Origin of the sequence: Streptomyces sp. NPDC048352 (genome assembly GCF_040651895.1) — a bacterium.
GTDB lineage: Bacteria > Actinomycetota > Actinomycetes > Streptomycetales > Streptomycetaceae > Streptomyces.
On the sequence record NZ_JBEZKZ010000012.1, the window covers coordinates 68,820 to 82,490 of the forward strand.

Sequence of the window (13,671 nt, forward strand, 5' to 3'; positions counted from 1 at the left end):
CCGCCCCACCCGAAGGTCGCCCATGCCCCTCTCCCTGCGCACGCGGGGGAAACGCCGCGTACGTCCGCCCGCCGCGGCGCTCCGCGTGATCCGCCTGAACAACGGGTTCCAGCTGCTGTTCAACCTGCTGTGGTGGATGCCGGTCTTCTACCAGTACCAGAAGCAGGCAGGCCTGTCGGACAGCCAGATCTTCGGCATCCAGAGCGTCTACTACGTCGCGTTCTGCCTGCTGGAGATACCCACCGGCTTCATCGCCGACCGCATCGGACAGCGCCGCTGCATGCAGCTCGGAGCGGCCGCGATGACCGCGGCGAACCTCATCCCGGTCGCCTCGCCGTCCTTCGCGGGCTTCATGGCGCACTTCCTGGCCATCGCCGCCGCCCGCTCACTCGTGTCGGGGGCCTCCAGCGCCTACCTGTACGAGTACCTGCACGAGCACGGCGCGGACGAGCACTACGTGCAGGCCGAGGGCACCGCCCGGGCCCTCGGGCTCTGGGCGAAGATCGCCTGCTGGCCGCTGGTCGGCGTCCTGATGCACGTCCGGCACGAGGCCCCGTACGTGCTGACCGCGCTCTGCGCACTCGGTTCGCTGGCGTGCGCCGCGGCCCTCCCGGCGACGGCAGTGCCCCGTCTGGACGGTCATCCGCCCGCGGGGCGCCTCGGCCTCCTCGGCTCGGCCCGCCAGGCCGTCAAGGTGCTGGGAACGTCACGGTCCCTGGGGCCGTTGATGGTGCAGGGCGTGGCCGTGTTCACGCTCGCCCGCATCTGCCAGGTCAACCTCTTCCAACCGCTGCTGCTCGAAAAGGACCTCCCCGTCGCCGACCACGGAGCGGTGCTGTCGGCCATGACGGTCGCCGAGGCCCTGGGGTCGGCCAGGACCGGCTGGCTGCGCAGCCGACTGTCCGACACCACCGCCGTGACCGTGCTCAGCGTGGTCATGGCCCTCACGCTGGCGGCCACCACGCTGTCCGGGGGTCTGGGCACGATCCTGTGGCTGTGCGCCTTCGCCGCCGCGGCGGGCCTCGCCTACCCGGTGCAGCGCAACCTGATCAACGCGGCCATCCCGCCGACCCCCTACCGGGCGACCCTGCTGTCGGTGGAGTCCATCGTCGACCGGGGCGTGTGCGCGCTGGTGGCGCTGGCCGTCGGCGCCTACCTGGCGGCGGACCGCCTCGACGCGCTCCTGGTGCACGCGGCGGCGGGCACCTGTCTGCTGCTGCTCGTCGTGGGCGTCGTCCTGCGGCGGCTGCGCCGCGGCGGGGGACGACCGACGGCCGACGGCTCCTGACGCCCGACGCCGCGCACCCGGTGGCGGCGTGGGAGTTCGCGTTCGCCGCCACCGGGCTGCTCGTGCTGCCGCCCTGCGGCTCACCCCACGTCAGCGCGTGTCTTCGTCCGGATCCAGCATGTCCCGCAGGGTCTCGGCGGCACGTACGGCGGCGTCGCCGCAGCAGTTGTTGAACAGGACGTGCAGGTGGTCGACCCGCTCCGCCAGGAAGCGCAGACGCGGGAGCCACGCCCGCAACTCCTCCCGGGTGTAGGTGTGGCGGAAGCGGTCCTCCTTGCTGCCGGTCCCCCACGCGGGGTTGCGGCCGTGGAAGCGGACCACCCCGAGCCCCGAGGACGTGACCGGTGTGACCGGGGGCATCGAGGTGGGCAGCCCCTGGGCCGTGTCCACGGCCACCGCGGTGGCGTCCAGGTCCCGCAGCAGAGCGGCGGTGCGCTCCCGCCGGTCGTCGCGCCACCAGTCGGGGTGGCGGAACTCCACGGCCACCGGCCACCGGTGAGCCCGCTTCCTGATGTGGTGGAGCACGGTCTCCGCCCGCGCGCCGGGAACGAAGCCCGGCGGGAACTGGAACAGTACGGCGCCCAGCCGGCCGGCTTCCGCTAGGGGCCGCAGGGCCGCGCCGAAGCGGTGCCAGACCTCGTCGAGGAGCTCCGGGTCCCGCAGGTCGTGACCGCGGAGGTCGGCCGGCAGGGCGGCCTTGCGGGTCGGATGGCCGGTGAGGAGGGAGAACGCCTTGACGTCGAACCGGAAGCCCGGCGGGGTGCGTTCGGTCCAGAGGGCGCTGTTGCGCTCGCTGGGGAGGGCGTAGTAGCCGGCGTCGACCTCGACGACGGGGAACCGTTCGGCGTAGTGCCGCAGCCGCCCCTCCGGGTCGCGCCGCCCGGGTGGGTACCATCCGCTGCCCACCAGTGCCTTGTCCGTCCATGAACACGTCCCGATCAGCGTCTCGCCCATACGGCCGTCCCTTCGTCACGGCCCGTATGCCCGGGATCGCCTTCGCCTCCCTCCGTCAGGGCCGGGCAGGCACGGGAAAGGGCCCGTACCGTCCCAGGACGGTACGGGCCCTTCCCCGTCGAACGCCGACCGCACCCGTACCGCCGTTCCGGCCCCGGGCCCCTGCCGGGCCGGCTCTCACGGCGAGGCGGGTCGCTGCCCGCCGGGGTCGCGCACCTCCGCGGCGGTGTCCTGGCCCACCTGGCGCAGTCCGGCGGCGGTTTCCTGCCCGGCGCTCTGCGCGTGCTCGGTCGTCGTCGTCACGGCTTCCTGAGCGGTGCCCTTGACCGAGTCGACGGCTTCGGCGACCGGTTCCTTCAGCTCGTCCCTGACTTCCTGCACGGCCTCCACCGCGGTCTGCTTCACCGGCTCCAACAGCTGGTCGGAATGGTCGCGCAGCTGCTGTCCGGCACGTTCTTCGGCCTCGGTCGTCGGCAGCAGGGCGGCTGCGAGCATGCCGGCGCCGAAAGCCATCAGCCCCGCGGCCAGGGGGCTGCCCTGCGTCTGCCGCTTGATCTGGGCCGGGGCCTGCTGGACGGTCTCCTGCACGCCGCCGCCGATCTCCTTGGCCGTCTCCGTCACGGTGTCCGTGGCCTGGCGCAGGCCCCCGGACGTCCCCTGCGCCGCATCGTGTGCCGTGCCCATCACGCGCTCCTTCACTCCGCTCACGCGCTCGCGCACCGCGCCGACCTTCCGCCGGGCCACGTTGCGCGGGGTGATCCTGTCCGCCAAGAGGTCGACGTTGCGCGCCAGGTGTGCGCGCCGGTACTCCACGTCGGTCCTCAGCTCGTCGGGTGTCGTGCCCATCGGGCATCCTCCTTCAAGGTCTCCACGGTCTGTTCCGGCTTGAGGTTGACGTCGCGCAGGCGCTTGCGTCCCGTCACGTACAGGACGGCGCCGACCACCGCCCACACGGCGGTGACGATGAGCGCGGCCCAAGCGGGGTCCATCAGGTTGGCCAGTGCGAAGACGACGGTCAGGCTGCCGAACAGCAGGACCAGGTGGCCTGCGTAGCCCGCACCGCCGAGCATGCCGACCGCCTTGCCGGCCTTGGTGGACTCCTGCTTTATCTCTGCCTTCGCCAGCTCGATCTCGTCGCGGACCAGCTGGGACAGGTCCTGCCCGATCTCACCGATCAGGTCGCCGATCGACGGCTCGGGAGCCGCCGCCGGACGGGGCGGGGCGGGCGCGGCCGGTCGTTCGTGTGCGGAGAGGGCCATGCTCAGAACCCTCCCCCGGGCCGGGGCGTGCCGCCGTGGGCCGGCGAACTCGCCGGCGGGTAGGCCGGCGGGGTGGGGGTGACGTGCGGCGGCTGGGACTGGCCGTACGTCTCCACGGGGTCCTCGTAGCCGGCGGGAATGCCGCTGCGGTCCGGGAGGGGGCGTGCCACCGCCGCGGGGTCGCCCGTGCCGACGGACGGCCTGTGGACGGCCGGGGCGGACGCGCCGTCCGAGGGGGCGTCGCCGGAGCTGTCCTGCGAGGAGGCCGCGCTGACGCCCTTGCCCGCGCGGGCGATGACGAATCCGGCCAGTGCGGCGCCGGCGAGGAAGACGCCCGGACGGCGGCGGGCGAAGTCCTGGAGGTCGCTCACGAGCCCGTCGGGGCCCTTCTGCTCGACGTGTGCGGCCAGGCGCTGCCCGCCGTCGGCCACCCGGCGGGCCATGTCCGTCACGGTGGAGTCGGGCTTGCCGTTCTCGGTCAGCTCGTGGAGCTCCTGCGAGAGCCTGCGTACGTTCTCCGCCAGGCGTTGCGTCTGCGTCTCGGCCTGTCCGGTCAGTTGGGTCCGCAGCTCCGCGACGAGGTCGCGGGCCTGCGCGGTGGCCTCGCCGACGACCTGGGCCGCCTGCTCCTTGGCCGTGCCGCCCACTTCGGCGGCCTTGCTCCCGACCAGCGAAGCGCTCTCGCCGGCCTTGTCCTGCACGGTGTGTGCTACCGCCGTCGTCCTGCTTTCGTCCGGGCGGCTCGCACTGTGGAAGTCACTCAAGGCTCCTCCTGGTGAAGGGCGGGTGGACGCTTTCAGAAGGGCGCCTGCCCCCCATTCGTCGCCTCACCCCCTCTTCCCGGATCCGTGTGACGGCGGCGGCGTCGGCGTCCGGCACCGCGCGGAAAGAAGCCGGAGCGAGCGGCTGCGGCCGTTCACTCGGGCCCGAAGGCTTCCACCCCGCAACTCCCGCACGGCAGCTTCGACTCAGGACCGGCGGCACACCACGAGGGGGCCCGCGTCCGCCTCGTGCACTGCTGTCCTTCCAGGCAGGCCGTGTCAGGGGGTGAACAGGACCTTGACCGCCCCGTCCTGCTTCTTCTGGAACATCTCGTACGCCGCCGGAGCCTCGGCCAGCGGAAGGCGGTGGGTGGCGAAGTCCTCGACACCGAGGGGGTCGTTGTCGGTGAGGAGCGGGAGCAGGTCGTCCACCCACCGCCAGACGTTCGCCTGGCCCATGCGGAGCTGCACCTGCTTGTCGAACATGGTCAGCAGCGGGAGGGGATCGGCCATGCCTCCGTAGACACCCGACAGGGAGATCGTGCCACCGCGCCGGACGAGGTCGATGGCCAGGTGGAGGGCCGAGAGGCGGTCCACTCCGGCGCGCCGCATCATCTTCGCGGCCAGCGCGTCCGGCAGGAAGGTCGTCGCCTGCTGCATGCCCTTGGCCAGGGCAGCACCGTGGGCTTCCATCCCGACGGCGTCGATGACGGAGTCGGGGCCGCGCCCGCCGGTGACGTCCCGAACGGCGTCCGCGAGGGTGTCGCCGTACTCGTTGAGGTCGAAGGTGCGGACCCCGCGGGCCTGAGCGCGCCGCAGGCGTTCCGGTACGAGGTCGATGCCGATGACCGTGCCCGCACCCCGGTGGGCGGCGATGCGGGCGGCCATGTCACCGATCGGGCCGAGGCCGAGGACGGCGACGCTGCCTCCGGGCGGCACGGCCGCGTATTCCACGGCCTGCCATGCGGTGGGCAGCACGTCGGACAGGTAGACGAACCGCTCGTCCGACGGTCCCGGCGGGACGGCGATGGGCAGGGTGTTGCCGAACGGGACGCGCAGGTACTCCGCTTGCCCGCCCGGGACCTGCCCGTAGAGCTTGGTGTAGCCGAAGAGGGCGGCGCCGGTTCCGTGCTCGCGGACCTGCGTGGTCTCGCACTGCGAGTGCAGTCCCTGCCCGCACATGAAGCACGTGCCGCAGGAGACGTTGAAGGGGATGACGACGCGGTCCCCCGGCCGCAGGGCCGTCACGTCCGGGCCGGCTTCCTCGACGACGCCCATCGGCTCGTGTCCCAGGATGTCGCCGGCTTCGAGGAAGGGGCCGAGGACCTCGTACAGGTGCAGGTCCGATCCGCACAGGCCGGTCGTGGTCACCCGGACGATGACGTCGGTCGGGTCCTGGATGCTCGGATCCGGGACCGTGTCGACCCGTACGTCGCGCTTGCCGTGCCAGGTCAGTGCCTTCACGAGATCACCTTCGTTCGGTCGCACGCCACCGGTGCCGCGTGGGGTTCGGTTCCGTTCATGGGCTGCGCCTACCCGGTCCGGGGGATCCGTCACGTCCGCGGACGGTCGTCCGGGGGCGGCCGCGCGGGTGCCGCAGCGGCACCACCGTCAGGCCGCGGGGGGAAGCCCCACCCGCGCCTGCGCTTGGGACTTCGTGCCGACGGGGCCGAGCCACTCGGCGACCAGGACGGTGGCGTCGTCCGCGAGACGCCCGTCGTGGTGGCCCAGGATCGCCCGTATCAGGCGGCGCAGTGTCTCGGGCACCGGGAGTCCGTCGGCCTGGTGACGGATGAGGAAGTCGATGAAGCCGTCGAGGCCGAACTCCCGGCCCTCCTTGTTCCGGGCTTCCGTGATGCCGTCGGTGTAGAGGACGATCCGGTCGCCGGGCTCCAGTTGCTCGCGGCACAGCACGGGTTCCAGGCCGAGGTCGGTGCCCATGGGGTGGGCGGGCTGGCACTGCAGGCGGGTCGTCCACCGGCCTCCCCGGATGATCACCGGGGGGTGGTGGCCGCGGTTGACCCACGACAGGACCCCCGTGGTCGTACTGAGGTCGGCGAGGATCGCGGTGACGAAACGCAGCCTGCCGAACTGCTCCAGCAGGGTCTGCTCGATCGCGACCGTCGTGTCCACCAGGCCGAGGCCCTGGCGCCGGTTGTTGCGGCAGGCGGCGACGGCGAGGTTCGCGGTGATGCCGGCCGCGGTGTCGTGGCCCATCGCGTCGAAGATGCCGAGGTGGACGACGTCGCCGGCGAGCGCGTAGTCGAAGGCGTCTCCGCCGATCTCGTAGGTCGGCTCCAGAACGGCGCTGATCACCACGTGGGCGTCGGCATAGGTCATCGCCGGCATGAGGTGCCACTGCATCTCGGCGGCCACGTTCATGTCCCTGGTCCGCACCAGACGGGCGTGGGCGTCGCTCGAATCCCGCTTGCTGACCACCAGCAGCGCCACCAGAGCCGCCAGGAGTTTCAGGTCCTCCCCCGTCGCCCCGTCGTCGTGGGGGGTGGTCACCCTCAGGACGCCCAGCCGTTCGGTACCGTCCAGCAGGGGTACCCACCACGTCACACCGTCCTGGCCTTCGCGCGTGAGCGGCAGCAGACGGCCGAGCTGGAAGCACCTCCCGGCCATCGTGGTCGCCACCTGCAACTCGTCCTCTCCGGACGGGGCGCCCTCCCCGCTCGTGAGACCCCTGCCGGTCAGCCGCCGCAGCACGTTCTCCTGGAGATCACAGAGGTACACCGCCGCGTCCTGGAACCCGGCGCGGTCCGCGTGGGCCGCGACCTGCGCCGGCAGCTCCGCCCACGGCATCAGGTGACTGGCCAGGAGCAGGCCGCCCAGCAGTTCCTGCATGCGGCTGCCGTCGCGGGCCAGTGCCGCCGGACCGCCGCCGCCGCCGTCCGTCCCGAGGGGCCCCTCTCTCTGACGCCGGCCCGCGCAGGAGGCTCGCGTGCCGCTCTCCGCACGGGTCCGCTCCTCTTCGATCATCGGACGCTCTTCTCGTGGGTGCCGGCCCGAGGCGACCGGCGCCTGACCGGCACCGTGCAGGCCGTGGCCGAGCGCTCGGGCTGCCGTGCGCGGGTGCGCCACAGGACAGAACCGGGTCGGCCGATCCCTTCCAGCCTCCCACAACCACGCCCTCGCCACAGCGCTCGCCGACCGGGTGGGGCTCCTCCTCCTGCCGGGGCGGAGTCCATGTTTGGCGGGGGTGGTTCCGGTTAGGGGCCGGGCAGGAAGCGGCCGTCCCCGTGGCTCGCCGAGCCCAGGCCGTGTGAGGAGATGAGTGTGATGCGCAAGCGACTGCTGAGCATGGCCGCCGCCGCGACGGCCGTGGCCGGGCTGTGCGCGCCGGCGGCGCTGGCCGCCGTACCTGCCGGTGACCAGGACACCTCCTTCGTGAAGACCGTCCACCAGGGCAACCTGACGGAGATCGCCGCTGGTCAGGACGCCCAGACGAAGGCCATGACCTCATGCGTCAAGGACGTGGGCGCGAAGCTGGTCACCGATCACCAGAAGCTCGACGCCGATCTGAAGGCCGTCGCCGCGAAAGCCGGGGTGACGTTGCCCACCGCCCCCACGGCCGCGCAGCAGCAGGAGCTGAAGGACATCCAGAAGAAGGCCGGTACGTCCGGATACGACTCGGCATGGCTGGAGGCCCAGGAAGCCGCCCACACCAAGACCGTCCAGCTGATCGACACGCAGATCAAGTCGGGCAGCGACACGGCTGTCACCGACGCCGCCAAGAAGGCGCGTCCCGTCGTCGCCATGCACCTCGACATGGTGCGCGGGGGCACGTGCCACGCCGGGTAGCGGCGCAGAGCGGCCCGCTCAGCCGGGCCGCGGGAATCCGAGGTGTACGGGGCCCACACCGGGCGAGGTGTGGACGAGGGGGGACACCAGCGGTTCGGGCAGTCCGGCCGCCGCCAGCAGCGACTGCTCCGAGTGCACGAGCGTGCCGCGGAAGAGGGGCCACGGCTCGTGTGAGGCCGGTATCCGCCAGAGCATGCCGAACGACGTCGTGTAGACGTGGAAGCGGTTGGTCAGCCAGGAGTCCAGAGCGTGCGGCGCTTCGACGCGTTCGTCCGTACGGACCTCCAGCTCGTAGCCGGGCCCCCGGCGTCCCCGGCGGCCGGCGTAGCGACAGACGCGGCCGTCGGGCTGAACGGTCAGCCGCCCCAGGGAATAGGGGGTCCCCAGCACGCGCCCGGCCGGCAGGGCCGGGTGCGCGACGTCCAGCGAGAAGAACCACAGCCCGCTCGACCCGCCCTCGCACCGCACGTAGGTGCGCAGGTTGGTCTCGGGGAAGGTGGGCGGGGGCAACGGCACGCCCAGGACCCGTGTGGAGGACATGACGAAGGGGGTCAGGCTCACCCAGCCCTGCCCTTCGAACACATCGACTTCCAGGCGGGGCGGCAGAAACCGCTGCAGGACCGCCGGCGGATACGGCCAGTGCACGAACGCCTGCCGCCTCCAGTGCACCGACATCAGCGGGACTCGGACGTCGGCCATGACCACCTCCCGGGCTCGCTCCGGCCGGCCGCGACGGGCCGATGGCCTCGACCCGCCTCACCAGGGCCAGGGCCGGCGCGCCCATGCCCGGCGCCTGCCCCTTCGCGTCCGACTCATGTGGCCCGCGCGGAGAGGGGTGCACCCGCCGTGCCACGGCTCAGGCCCTCACCCGCGCCCCAGGCGGCGGTCGACGCGGCGCGTTCCTTCCGGCACGGTACGAGGGCCGCACGGAATTCCGTGCGGCCCTCGTACGTGCATCCCACCGACTACGCCGGGCCTGCCGACGGGGTGGGTGAAGATCAGGCGGGGGTGATGTTCTCCGCCTGGGGGCCCTTCTGGCCCTGGGTGACGTCGAACGTCACGGCCTGGCCCTCCTGGAGCTCACGGAAGCCCGAGGCGTTGATGGCGGAGTAGTGGGCGAAGACGTCCGGGCCGCCGCCGTCCTGGGCGATGAAGCCGAAGCCCTTCTCCGCGTTGAACCACTTCACAGTTCCGGTAGCCATGTTCATGCCTTCCAGTCGAGTACGCCTCCCACACCCTGTGGAAGGCGGAGGTGATCGCCCTGGTTCCTGCGGCACAGCACAGCAAAACGCCCACGCCTACGGCGTGGGCAAAGGGAACTTCCGAACCACGACAGCTGACCCAAACGCTACACCCCTACGACGGGCTGTCACCAGAGGAAATCAGAACGGGCCCGGGTGTCATGTGGGCACCCGGGCCTACGGCTCAGGCCCCGGCGCCGTAGAGGGCCGTGAGCTCGCTGCCGATGCGGGCCAGGCAGTGGCGGACCTCGGGTGGGTCCAGGACTTCGATGCGGGCTCCCAGGCCGGACAGGTGGGCCGCGAGGGCGCGGTGGGCGGGGCCGTCGATCCAGACCTCCGTCCAGCCGTCGGGCAGCGGCGCACCCGTGCGGACCCGGCCGTTGAAGAGCCGCCGGAGGAGGGGCAGGGCCTCGGGGTCGATCCGGGCCCGCGCCGTGACCGCGTGCATGCCGCCCTCGATCACCGCGGCGCGTTCCCGCCAGACCGCGGCGAGGTCGAAGTCCGGGGGCCGCACCACCGGTTCGGCGGTCGGCTGTACGGAGGTCACCCGGCTCAGCCGGAACGTGCGCAGGCCCTCGTCGGTCCCGGCGAGGAGGTAGTCGACCCCTGCCTTGGAGACGAGCCCGAGGGGATCGACCAGGCGCGTCCTGGCCGGCTTGCCGACGCCCTCGTAACCCAGCCGGACCCGGACCCCGTCGACCACGGCCCCCTGGAGGGCGGCGCGGTGTCCGGGTTCGGCCGTGACGGCGTTGCGGGACCAGTCGGTGGGGTCGGCGACTCCGGCGCGGGAGGCGGCCACGGCTTCGGCGCGCAGCGGCGCGGGCAGCGCGCGGATCAGTTTGCGCAGGGTGGTGCGCAGGTCTGGGGTGGCGGCGAGGGGGGCCGTGACCAGGAAGAGGGCGCGGATCTCGTCGGCGGTGAGCCCCGTCAGGTTGGTCCGGGCGCCGCCGACCAGCGACCAGCCGCCGCCCCGGCCGCGCTGGGAGTACACGGGGATCCCGGAGGCGGCGAGCGCCTCAAGGTCGCGGCGGGCCGTGCGTTCGGACGTCTCCAGCTCGGCGGCCACTTCGGCGACGGTGACGCGGCCGCGCTCCTGGAGGAACAGCAAGGTCGCCACGAGGCGGTCGGCCCTCATACGGCCTCCCTTCCGGGGTCGCGGCGGCCCGGCCTGCCGGCCGCAGCCGCCTTGATCGAAAACCTCCGGGAAAGAGGCCAGAAGGTGGCCACTTTAACGGCCAGGATGAGCTCATGAACGAAAACACCGAGCACCTCGCCCCCTCCCCGTCCCCGTCCCCGTCCGCCGCGGCCGTGGATCCCCGCCTCGACCTCGCCGCCGCCATCGCGCTCGCCGGCCGCACCCTCGCCGCCGTCCGCCCCGACCAGTACGACGCCCCGACCCCTTGCGAGGAGTTCGACGTGCGGCGGCTGTCGAGCCACCTCGTCGCGGTGGCGCGCCGGATCGCGGTGATCGGGCGCGGCGAGGACCCGTTCAGCGTCCCTTCGTTCGCGGACGAGCTGCCCGACGGGGCGTGGGCGGCGGCCTGGGAGCCGGCCGCCGCGGAAGCGCTGGCCGTGTGGGCGGACCCGGAGGTCCTGGGCCGCGAGCTGCGGGTTCCGGCGGGAGTGATGCCCGGGGCCGCCGCAGCCCTGGTGTACGCACACGAGTTCACCGTGCACACCTGGGACCTGGCCCGTGCGACCGGTCAGCGCCCGGAGTGGGACCAGGCGCTGGCGGAGCGGGCGCTCACGGTGCTCCAGCGGGTCCTGCCGGCGGGGATCCGTGACGGCCGGGTGCCGTTCGGCGAGGTGGTGGCGGTGGAGGCCGACGCGCCGGCCATCGACCGCCTGGTCGCCTGGGCGGGCCGCCGACCGTGATGCGTGCTCACTCCTCGTTGAGCCAGCCGCAGACGTAGTACTGCTGGTCCGCGTCCCGCTCGATGATCCACTGGTTGAGGACGTCGCCCGCGAGCCGGCCGGTCTCGGGATCCCGCCGGGTGATCTTCGCTTCCACGCTGAGCAGGTCCGTGTTCGGCGGGGTCTCGTAGGGCTGGAGTTCCCAGCGGTCCACGAAGTAGCCGTTGAGGGCGAATCCGAGCAGGCTCCCGCGCAGCCGGGGGCAGGTGCCCCGGCGCAGCGAGGTCATGTCGTGGTGGGCCAGGCCGTTCATGTAGAGCGCGAAGACGCGCTCGACGGCTTGGCGGTCGAGGGGCGAGCGCGTCTGCTGCGGGGCGGGAACGGGCGGGGCAGCCGTGATGGGTGAGGCTGAGGGGGAAGAGGGGGACGGGGACGGGGTGTGCTGCGTGGGCGCCTTGGAGTCGGTCGCGCGGGTGCGGCCGCTCTCGCCGCCGGAGGATTCGAACCCCGGCAGCCACCACGGCGCCGCGATCACGGCGGCCGCGACGGCCGCCGCCAGGCCGCCCAGCACGCACCCGCGCCGGACGGGCCGGGCGGGTCCGGGCACCGGCGGGGTCGGCCCGCCCGCTCCGGGGCCGGCGCCCGGTGACGCACCCAGCCGCAGCGTGGACGCGGGTGTCGGCGCGCGGTCCGGCCGGGAGGGCTCCGTCTCGCCGGCCGGGCCGGCGAGCAGCTCGTACGCTTCCTCCGCGGTGAGCCGCTGCGCCGGGTCCTTGCGGAGCAGGCCCGTCAGTACGGGGGCGAGCTCCTCGGCACGGACGGCGGTGGCGGGCTCCTCGGTGGCGACGGCGACGAAGACGGCCCAGGAACCGGAGCCGCTGAACGGCGGGTGTCCCTCCACGGCGGTGAACAGCGTCGCGCCCAGGGACCACAGGTCGGATTCGGCGGTCGCCGTGAGCCCCCGCACCTGCTCGGGGGACATGTAGGCCGGGGTTCCCATGAGGCCCCCGACCGGGTCAGGCCGGGCTCGCCCTCCACTGCGGCGATCCCGAAATCCGTCAGCACCACCCGGTCGCCTTCGAGCAGCACGTTGGCGGGCTTGATGTCCCGGTGGGTGACGCCCGGGGCGTGTACGGCGCGCAGTGCGTCCAGGACCTGGAGGCCGATCCTGGCCACCCGGGCCGGCGCGAGCGGGCCGTCCTCCTTGATCAGGTCGTCCAGGGACCGGCCGTGGACGAGTTCCATCACGATCCACGGGCGGCCGTCGTCGTCGGCCATCCGGTCGTGCACGGTGATGACGCCCGGGTGTTTCAGCCTGGCGGCCGCACGTGCCTCGCGGTCGAGGCGGGCGATCCACGCCTTGCGCCCGGAGGCGTCGAGGTCCTCGGGAAGCCGGAGTTACTTGAGGGCGACCTCCCGGTCGAGCTGCTCGTCATGGGCCCGCCAGACGGTCCCCATGCCGCCCTGGCCGAGCAGTTCGGCCAGCCGGTACCGGCCGGCCAGCAAGCGTCCGCGATCGTGAGTCACGCCGGGAACCTCACCCACGGTGCCCGCTCGTGAAAGCGGCAGGTTCCAGGGCTGCCACGGCCCCGCCCCGTGCCCCGGCCGGGTGCCGGGGGACGGGGCGGGCCCGGGTTCAGGCGGTGGTGTTGCGCCGGCGGCGGTGGAAGACGAAGGCGCCGGCGAGGACGAGCGCCGCGCTCGAACCGCCGACGAGCAGGGGTGCGGAGGGGGATGCGCCCTGCGTCCTCCCGGGGGTGCCGTAACCGCTGGACAGGCCCGAGGTGTCGTACGCGGAGCCGGGCAGCTTGTCGGCGTAGCGGGCCTTGACCAGCTTCTGGTAGTCGCTCAGCGACACCGACGACTGTCCGTCCAGCCCTTGCCGTGCCTGGTCGTTGAGCGGTTCGACCGTGAGGAGCTTGAGCTGGTACCACCCGCGGATCTGCGGCTCGGTGAACACCACGGTCCCCAGGGCGGCCTTGCCGGCATACGTGGCGTCGCTGTCGCCGTCGCGTACGGCGGCCAGGTGCCAGCCGCCGCCCTGGGTGGGGGCGAGCATGACGGTGGCCTGGCGGTTGTTGACGGTGGTGCTCAGTGAGGAGACCAGGTGGCTGAGCCTGACCGCCTCGGTGGCCACGGGCTGGGAGGTTCCGGCGACGAAGCCCGGCGTGATCTCGTTGACGGCCAGCGGGTCCTTGAGCGTGAAGGCCGGCATGCCCTCGCACGGATCGGCCTTGTCGGGGACCGTCTGGAGTCCCGGGGGTCCGCCCTGGGGCACGGGCACGCTGAGGAAGCGGCAGACGGCGTTGCGGACGCCGGTCGACTTCACCACGTCGAGGGCGGCCTGGTAGTCGGGAATGTCCGCCGGGAGCGAGGCCTTGACCGGTACCGCGTGGACCGGACCGGCCACGGACAGCAGTGCGGACGCGCCTACCAGCAGGAAGGTGGTCAGGCGAGAGCGGCGGTAGCCCGTCCGCTCGCGGGAGGTTCGTGTTGCGCGCATGTCG

The 13,671-nt window shown here is 72.9% G+C and carries 15 protein-coding genes and 1 pseudogene; 3 read left to right on the forward strand and 13 right to left on the reverse strand.

What is annotated here, in order from left to right; genetic code table 11:
• The first annotated feature begins 85 nt into the window (after positions 1–85).
• On the forward strand, positions 86–1,288 hold the full coding sequence (locus AB0D45_RS09505) for an MFS transporter (RefSeq protein ID WP_362456458.1): 1,203 nt from the start codon (positions 86–88) through the stop codon (positions 1,286–1,288).
• A gap of 90 nt (positions 1,289–1,378) precedes the next feature.
• Here the strand turns inward: AB0D45_RS09505 and AB0D45_RS09510 are convergent, their stop codons facing one another.
• The 6 genes from AB0D45_RS09510 to AB0D45_RS09535 form a co-directional block, all read right to left on the reverse strand.
• Complete coding sequence (locus tag AB0D45_RS09510) at positions 1,379–2,242, reverse strand: DUF72 domain-containing protein (RefSeq protein ID WP_362456461.1); 864 nt, start codon at positions 2,240–2,242, stop codon at positions 1,379–1,381.
• Between the two features lie 177 nt (positions 2,243–2,419).
• Positions 2,420–3,088, reverse strand: a complete 669-nt coding sequence (locus tag AB0D45_RS09515; RefSeq protein ID WP_362456463.1) for a DUF3618 domain-containing protein — start codon at positions 3,086–3,088, stop codon at positions 2,420–2,422.
• Positions 3,064–3,501 (reverse strand): phage holin family protein, encoded by a 438-nt coding sequence (locus AB0D45_RS09520; protein WP_361603660.1) that lies wholly within the window; start codon positions 3,499–3,501, stop codon positions 3,064–3,066. The genes AB0D45_RS09515 and AB0D45_RS09520 overlap by 25 nt, the downstream gene beginning before the upstream one ends.
• Before the next feature lie 2 nt (positions 3,502–3,503).
• Positions 3,504–4,202: a hypothetical protein gene (locus AB0D45_RS09525; protein WP_362456466.1), complete on the reverse strand. Its 699-nt coding sequence runs from the start codon at positions 4,200–4,202 to the stop codon at positions 3,504–3,506.
• 339 nt (positions 4,203–4,541) lie between these two features.
• A complete protein-coding gene (locus AB0D45_RS09530) occupies positions 4,542–5,726 on the reverse strand; it encodes a zinc-dependent alcohol dehydrogenase (protein ID WP_362456469.1) in 1,185 nt (394 codons plus the stop codon).
• A gap of 147 nt (positions 5,727–5,873) precedes the next feature.
• Entirely contained in the window at positions 5,874–7,112 is a 1,239-nt protein-coding gene (locus AB0D45_RS09535) for a PP2C family protein-serine/threonine phosphatase (protein WP_362456581.1), read from the reverse strand.
• 435 nt (positions 7,113–7,547) lie between these two features.
• Here AB0D45_RS09535 and AB0D45_RS09540 point away from each other — a divergent pair, with 435 nt between their 5' ends.
• Positions 7,548–8,069: a DUF4142 domain-containing protein gene (locus tag AB0D45_RS09540; RefSeq protein WP_362456471.1), complete on the forward strand. Its 522-nt coding sequence runs from the start codon at positions 7,548–7,550 to the stop codon at positions 8,067–8,069.
• Between the two features lie 18 nt (positions 8,070–8,087).
• Here AB0D45_RS09540 and AB0D45_RS09545 read toward each other — a convergent pair whose 3' ends face one another.
• The 3 genes from AB0D45_RS09545 to AB0D45_RS09555 form a co-directional block, all read right to left on the reverse strand.
• Positions 8,088–8,768: a DUF2071 domain-containing protein gene (locus AB0D45_RS09545; RefSeq protein ID WP_362456474.1), complete on the reverse strand. Its 681-nt coding sequence runs from the start codon at positions 8,766–8,768 to the stop codon at positions 8,088–8,090.
• A 299-nt stretch (positions 8,769–9,067) separates the two neighbouring features.
• Positions 9,068–9,271 (reverse strand): cold-shock protein, encoded by a 204-nt coding sequence (locus AB0D45_RS09550; RefSeq protein WP_150504806.1) that lies wholly within the window; start codon positions 9,269–9,271, stop codon positions 9,068–9,070.
• A gap of 223 nt (positions 9,272–9,494) precedes the next feature.
• Positions 9,495–10,445: a WYL domain-containing protein gene (locus AB0D45_RS09555; RefSeq protein ID WP_362456477.1), complete on the reverse strand. Its 951-nt coding sequence runs from the start codon at positions 10,443–10,445 to the stop codon at positions 9,495–9,497.
• A 113-nt stretch (positions 10,446–10,558) separates the two neighbouring features.
• Here AB0D45_RS09555 and AB0D45_RS09560 point away from each other — a divergent pair, with 113 nt between their 5' ends.
• Positions 10,559–11,185, forward strand: coding sequence for a TIGR03086 family metal-binding protein (locus tag AB0D45_RS09560; RefSeq protein ID WP_362456480.1), 627 nt, complete (start codon positions 10,559–10,561; stop codon positions 11,183–11,185).
• Between the two features lie 7 nt (positions 11,186–11,192).
• Here the strand turns inward: AB0D45_RS09560 and AB0D45_RS09565 are convergent, their stop codons facing one another.
• From AB0D45_RS09565 to AB0D45_RS09580, 4 genes and pseudogenes are all read right to left on the reverse strand, one after another.
• On the reverse strand, positions 11,193–12,146 hold the full coding sequence (locus AB0D45_RS09565) for a hypothetical protein (RefSeq protein ID WP_362456482.1): 954 nt from the start codon (positions 12,144–12,146) through the stop codon (positions 11,193–11,195).
• A gap of 113 nt (positions 12,147–12,259) precedes the next feature.
• Positions 12,260–12,454, reverse strand: a pseudogene (locus AB0D45_RS09570) (serine/threonine protein kinase); the annotation flags it as partial.
• Positions 12,455–12,562: 108 nt separating this feature from the next.
• The gene (locus AB0D45_RS09575) at positions 12,563–12,691 is read right to left on the reverse strand and encodes a hypothetical protein (protein WP_362456484.1); all 129 of its coding nucleotides are present in this window, start codon (positions 12,689–12,691) and stop codon (positions 12,563–12,565) included.
• 109 nt (positions 12,692–12,800) lie between these two features.
• Positions 12,801–13,667, reverse strand: coding sequence for a hypothetical protein (locus tag AB0D45_RS09580; protein ID WP_362456487.1), 867 nt, complete (start codon positions 13,665–13,667; stop codon positions 12,801–12,803).
• Positions 13,668–13,671: the final 4 nt, after the last annotated feature.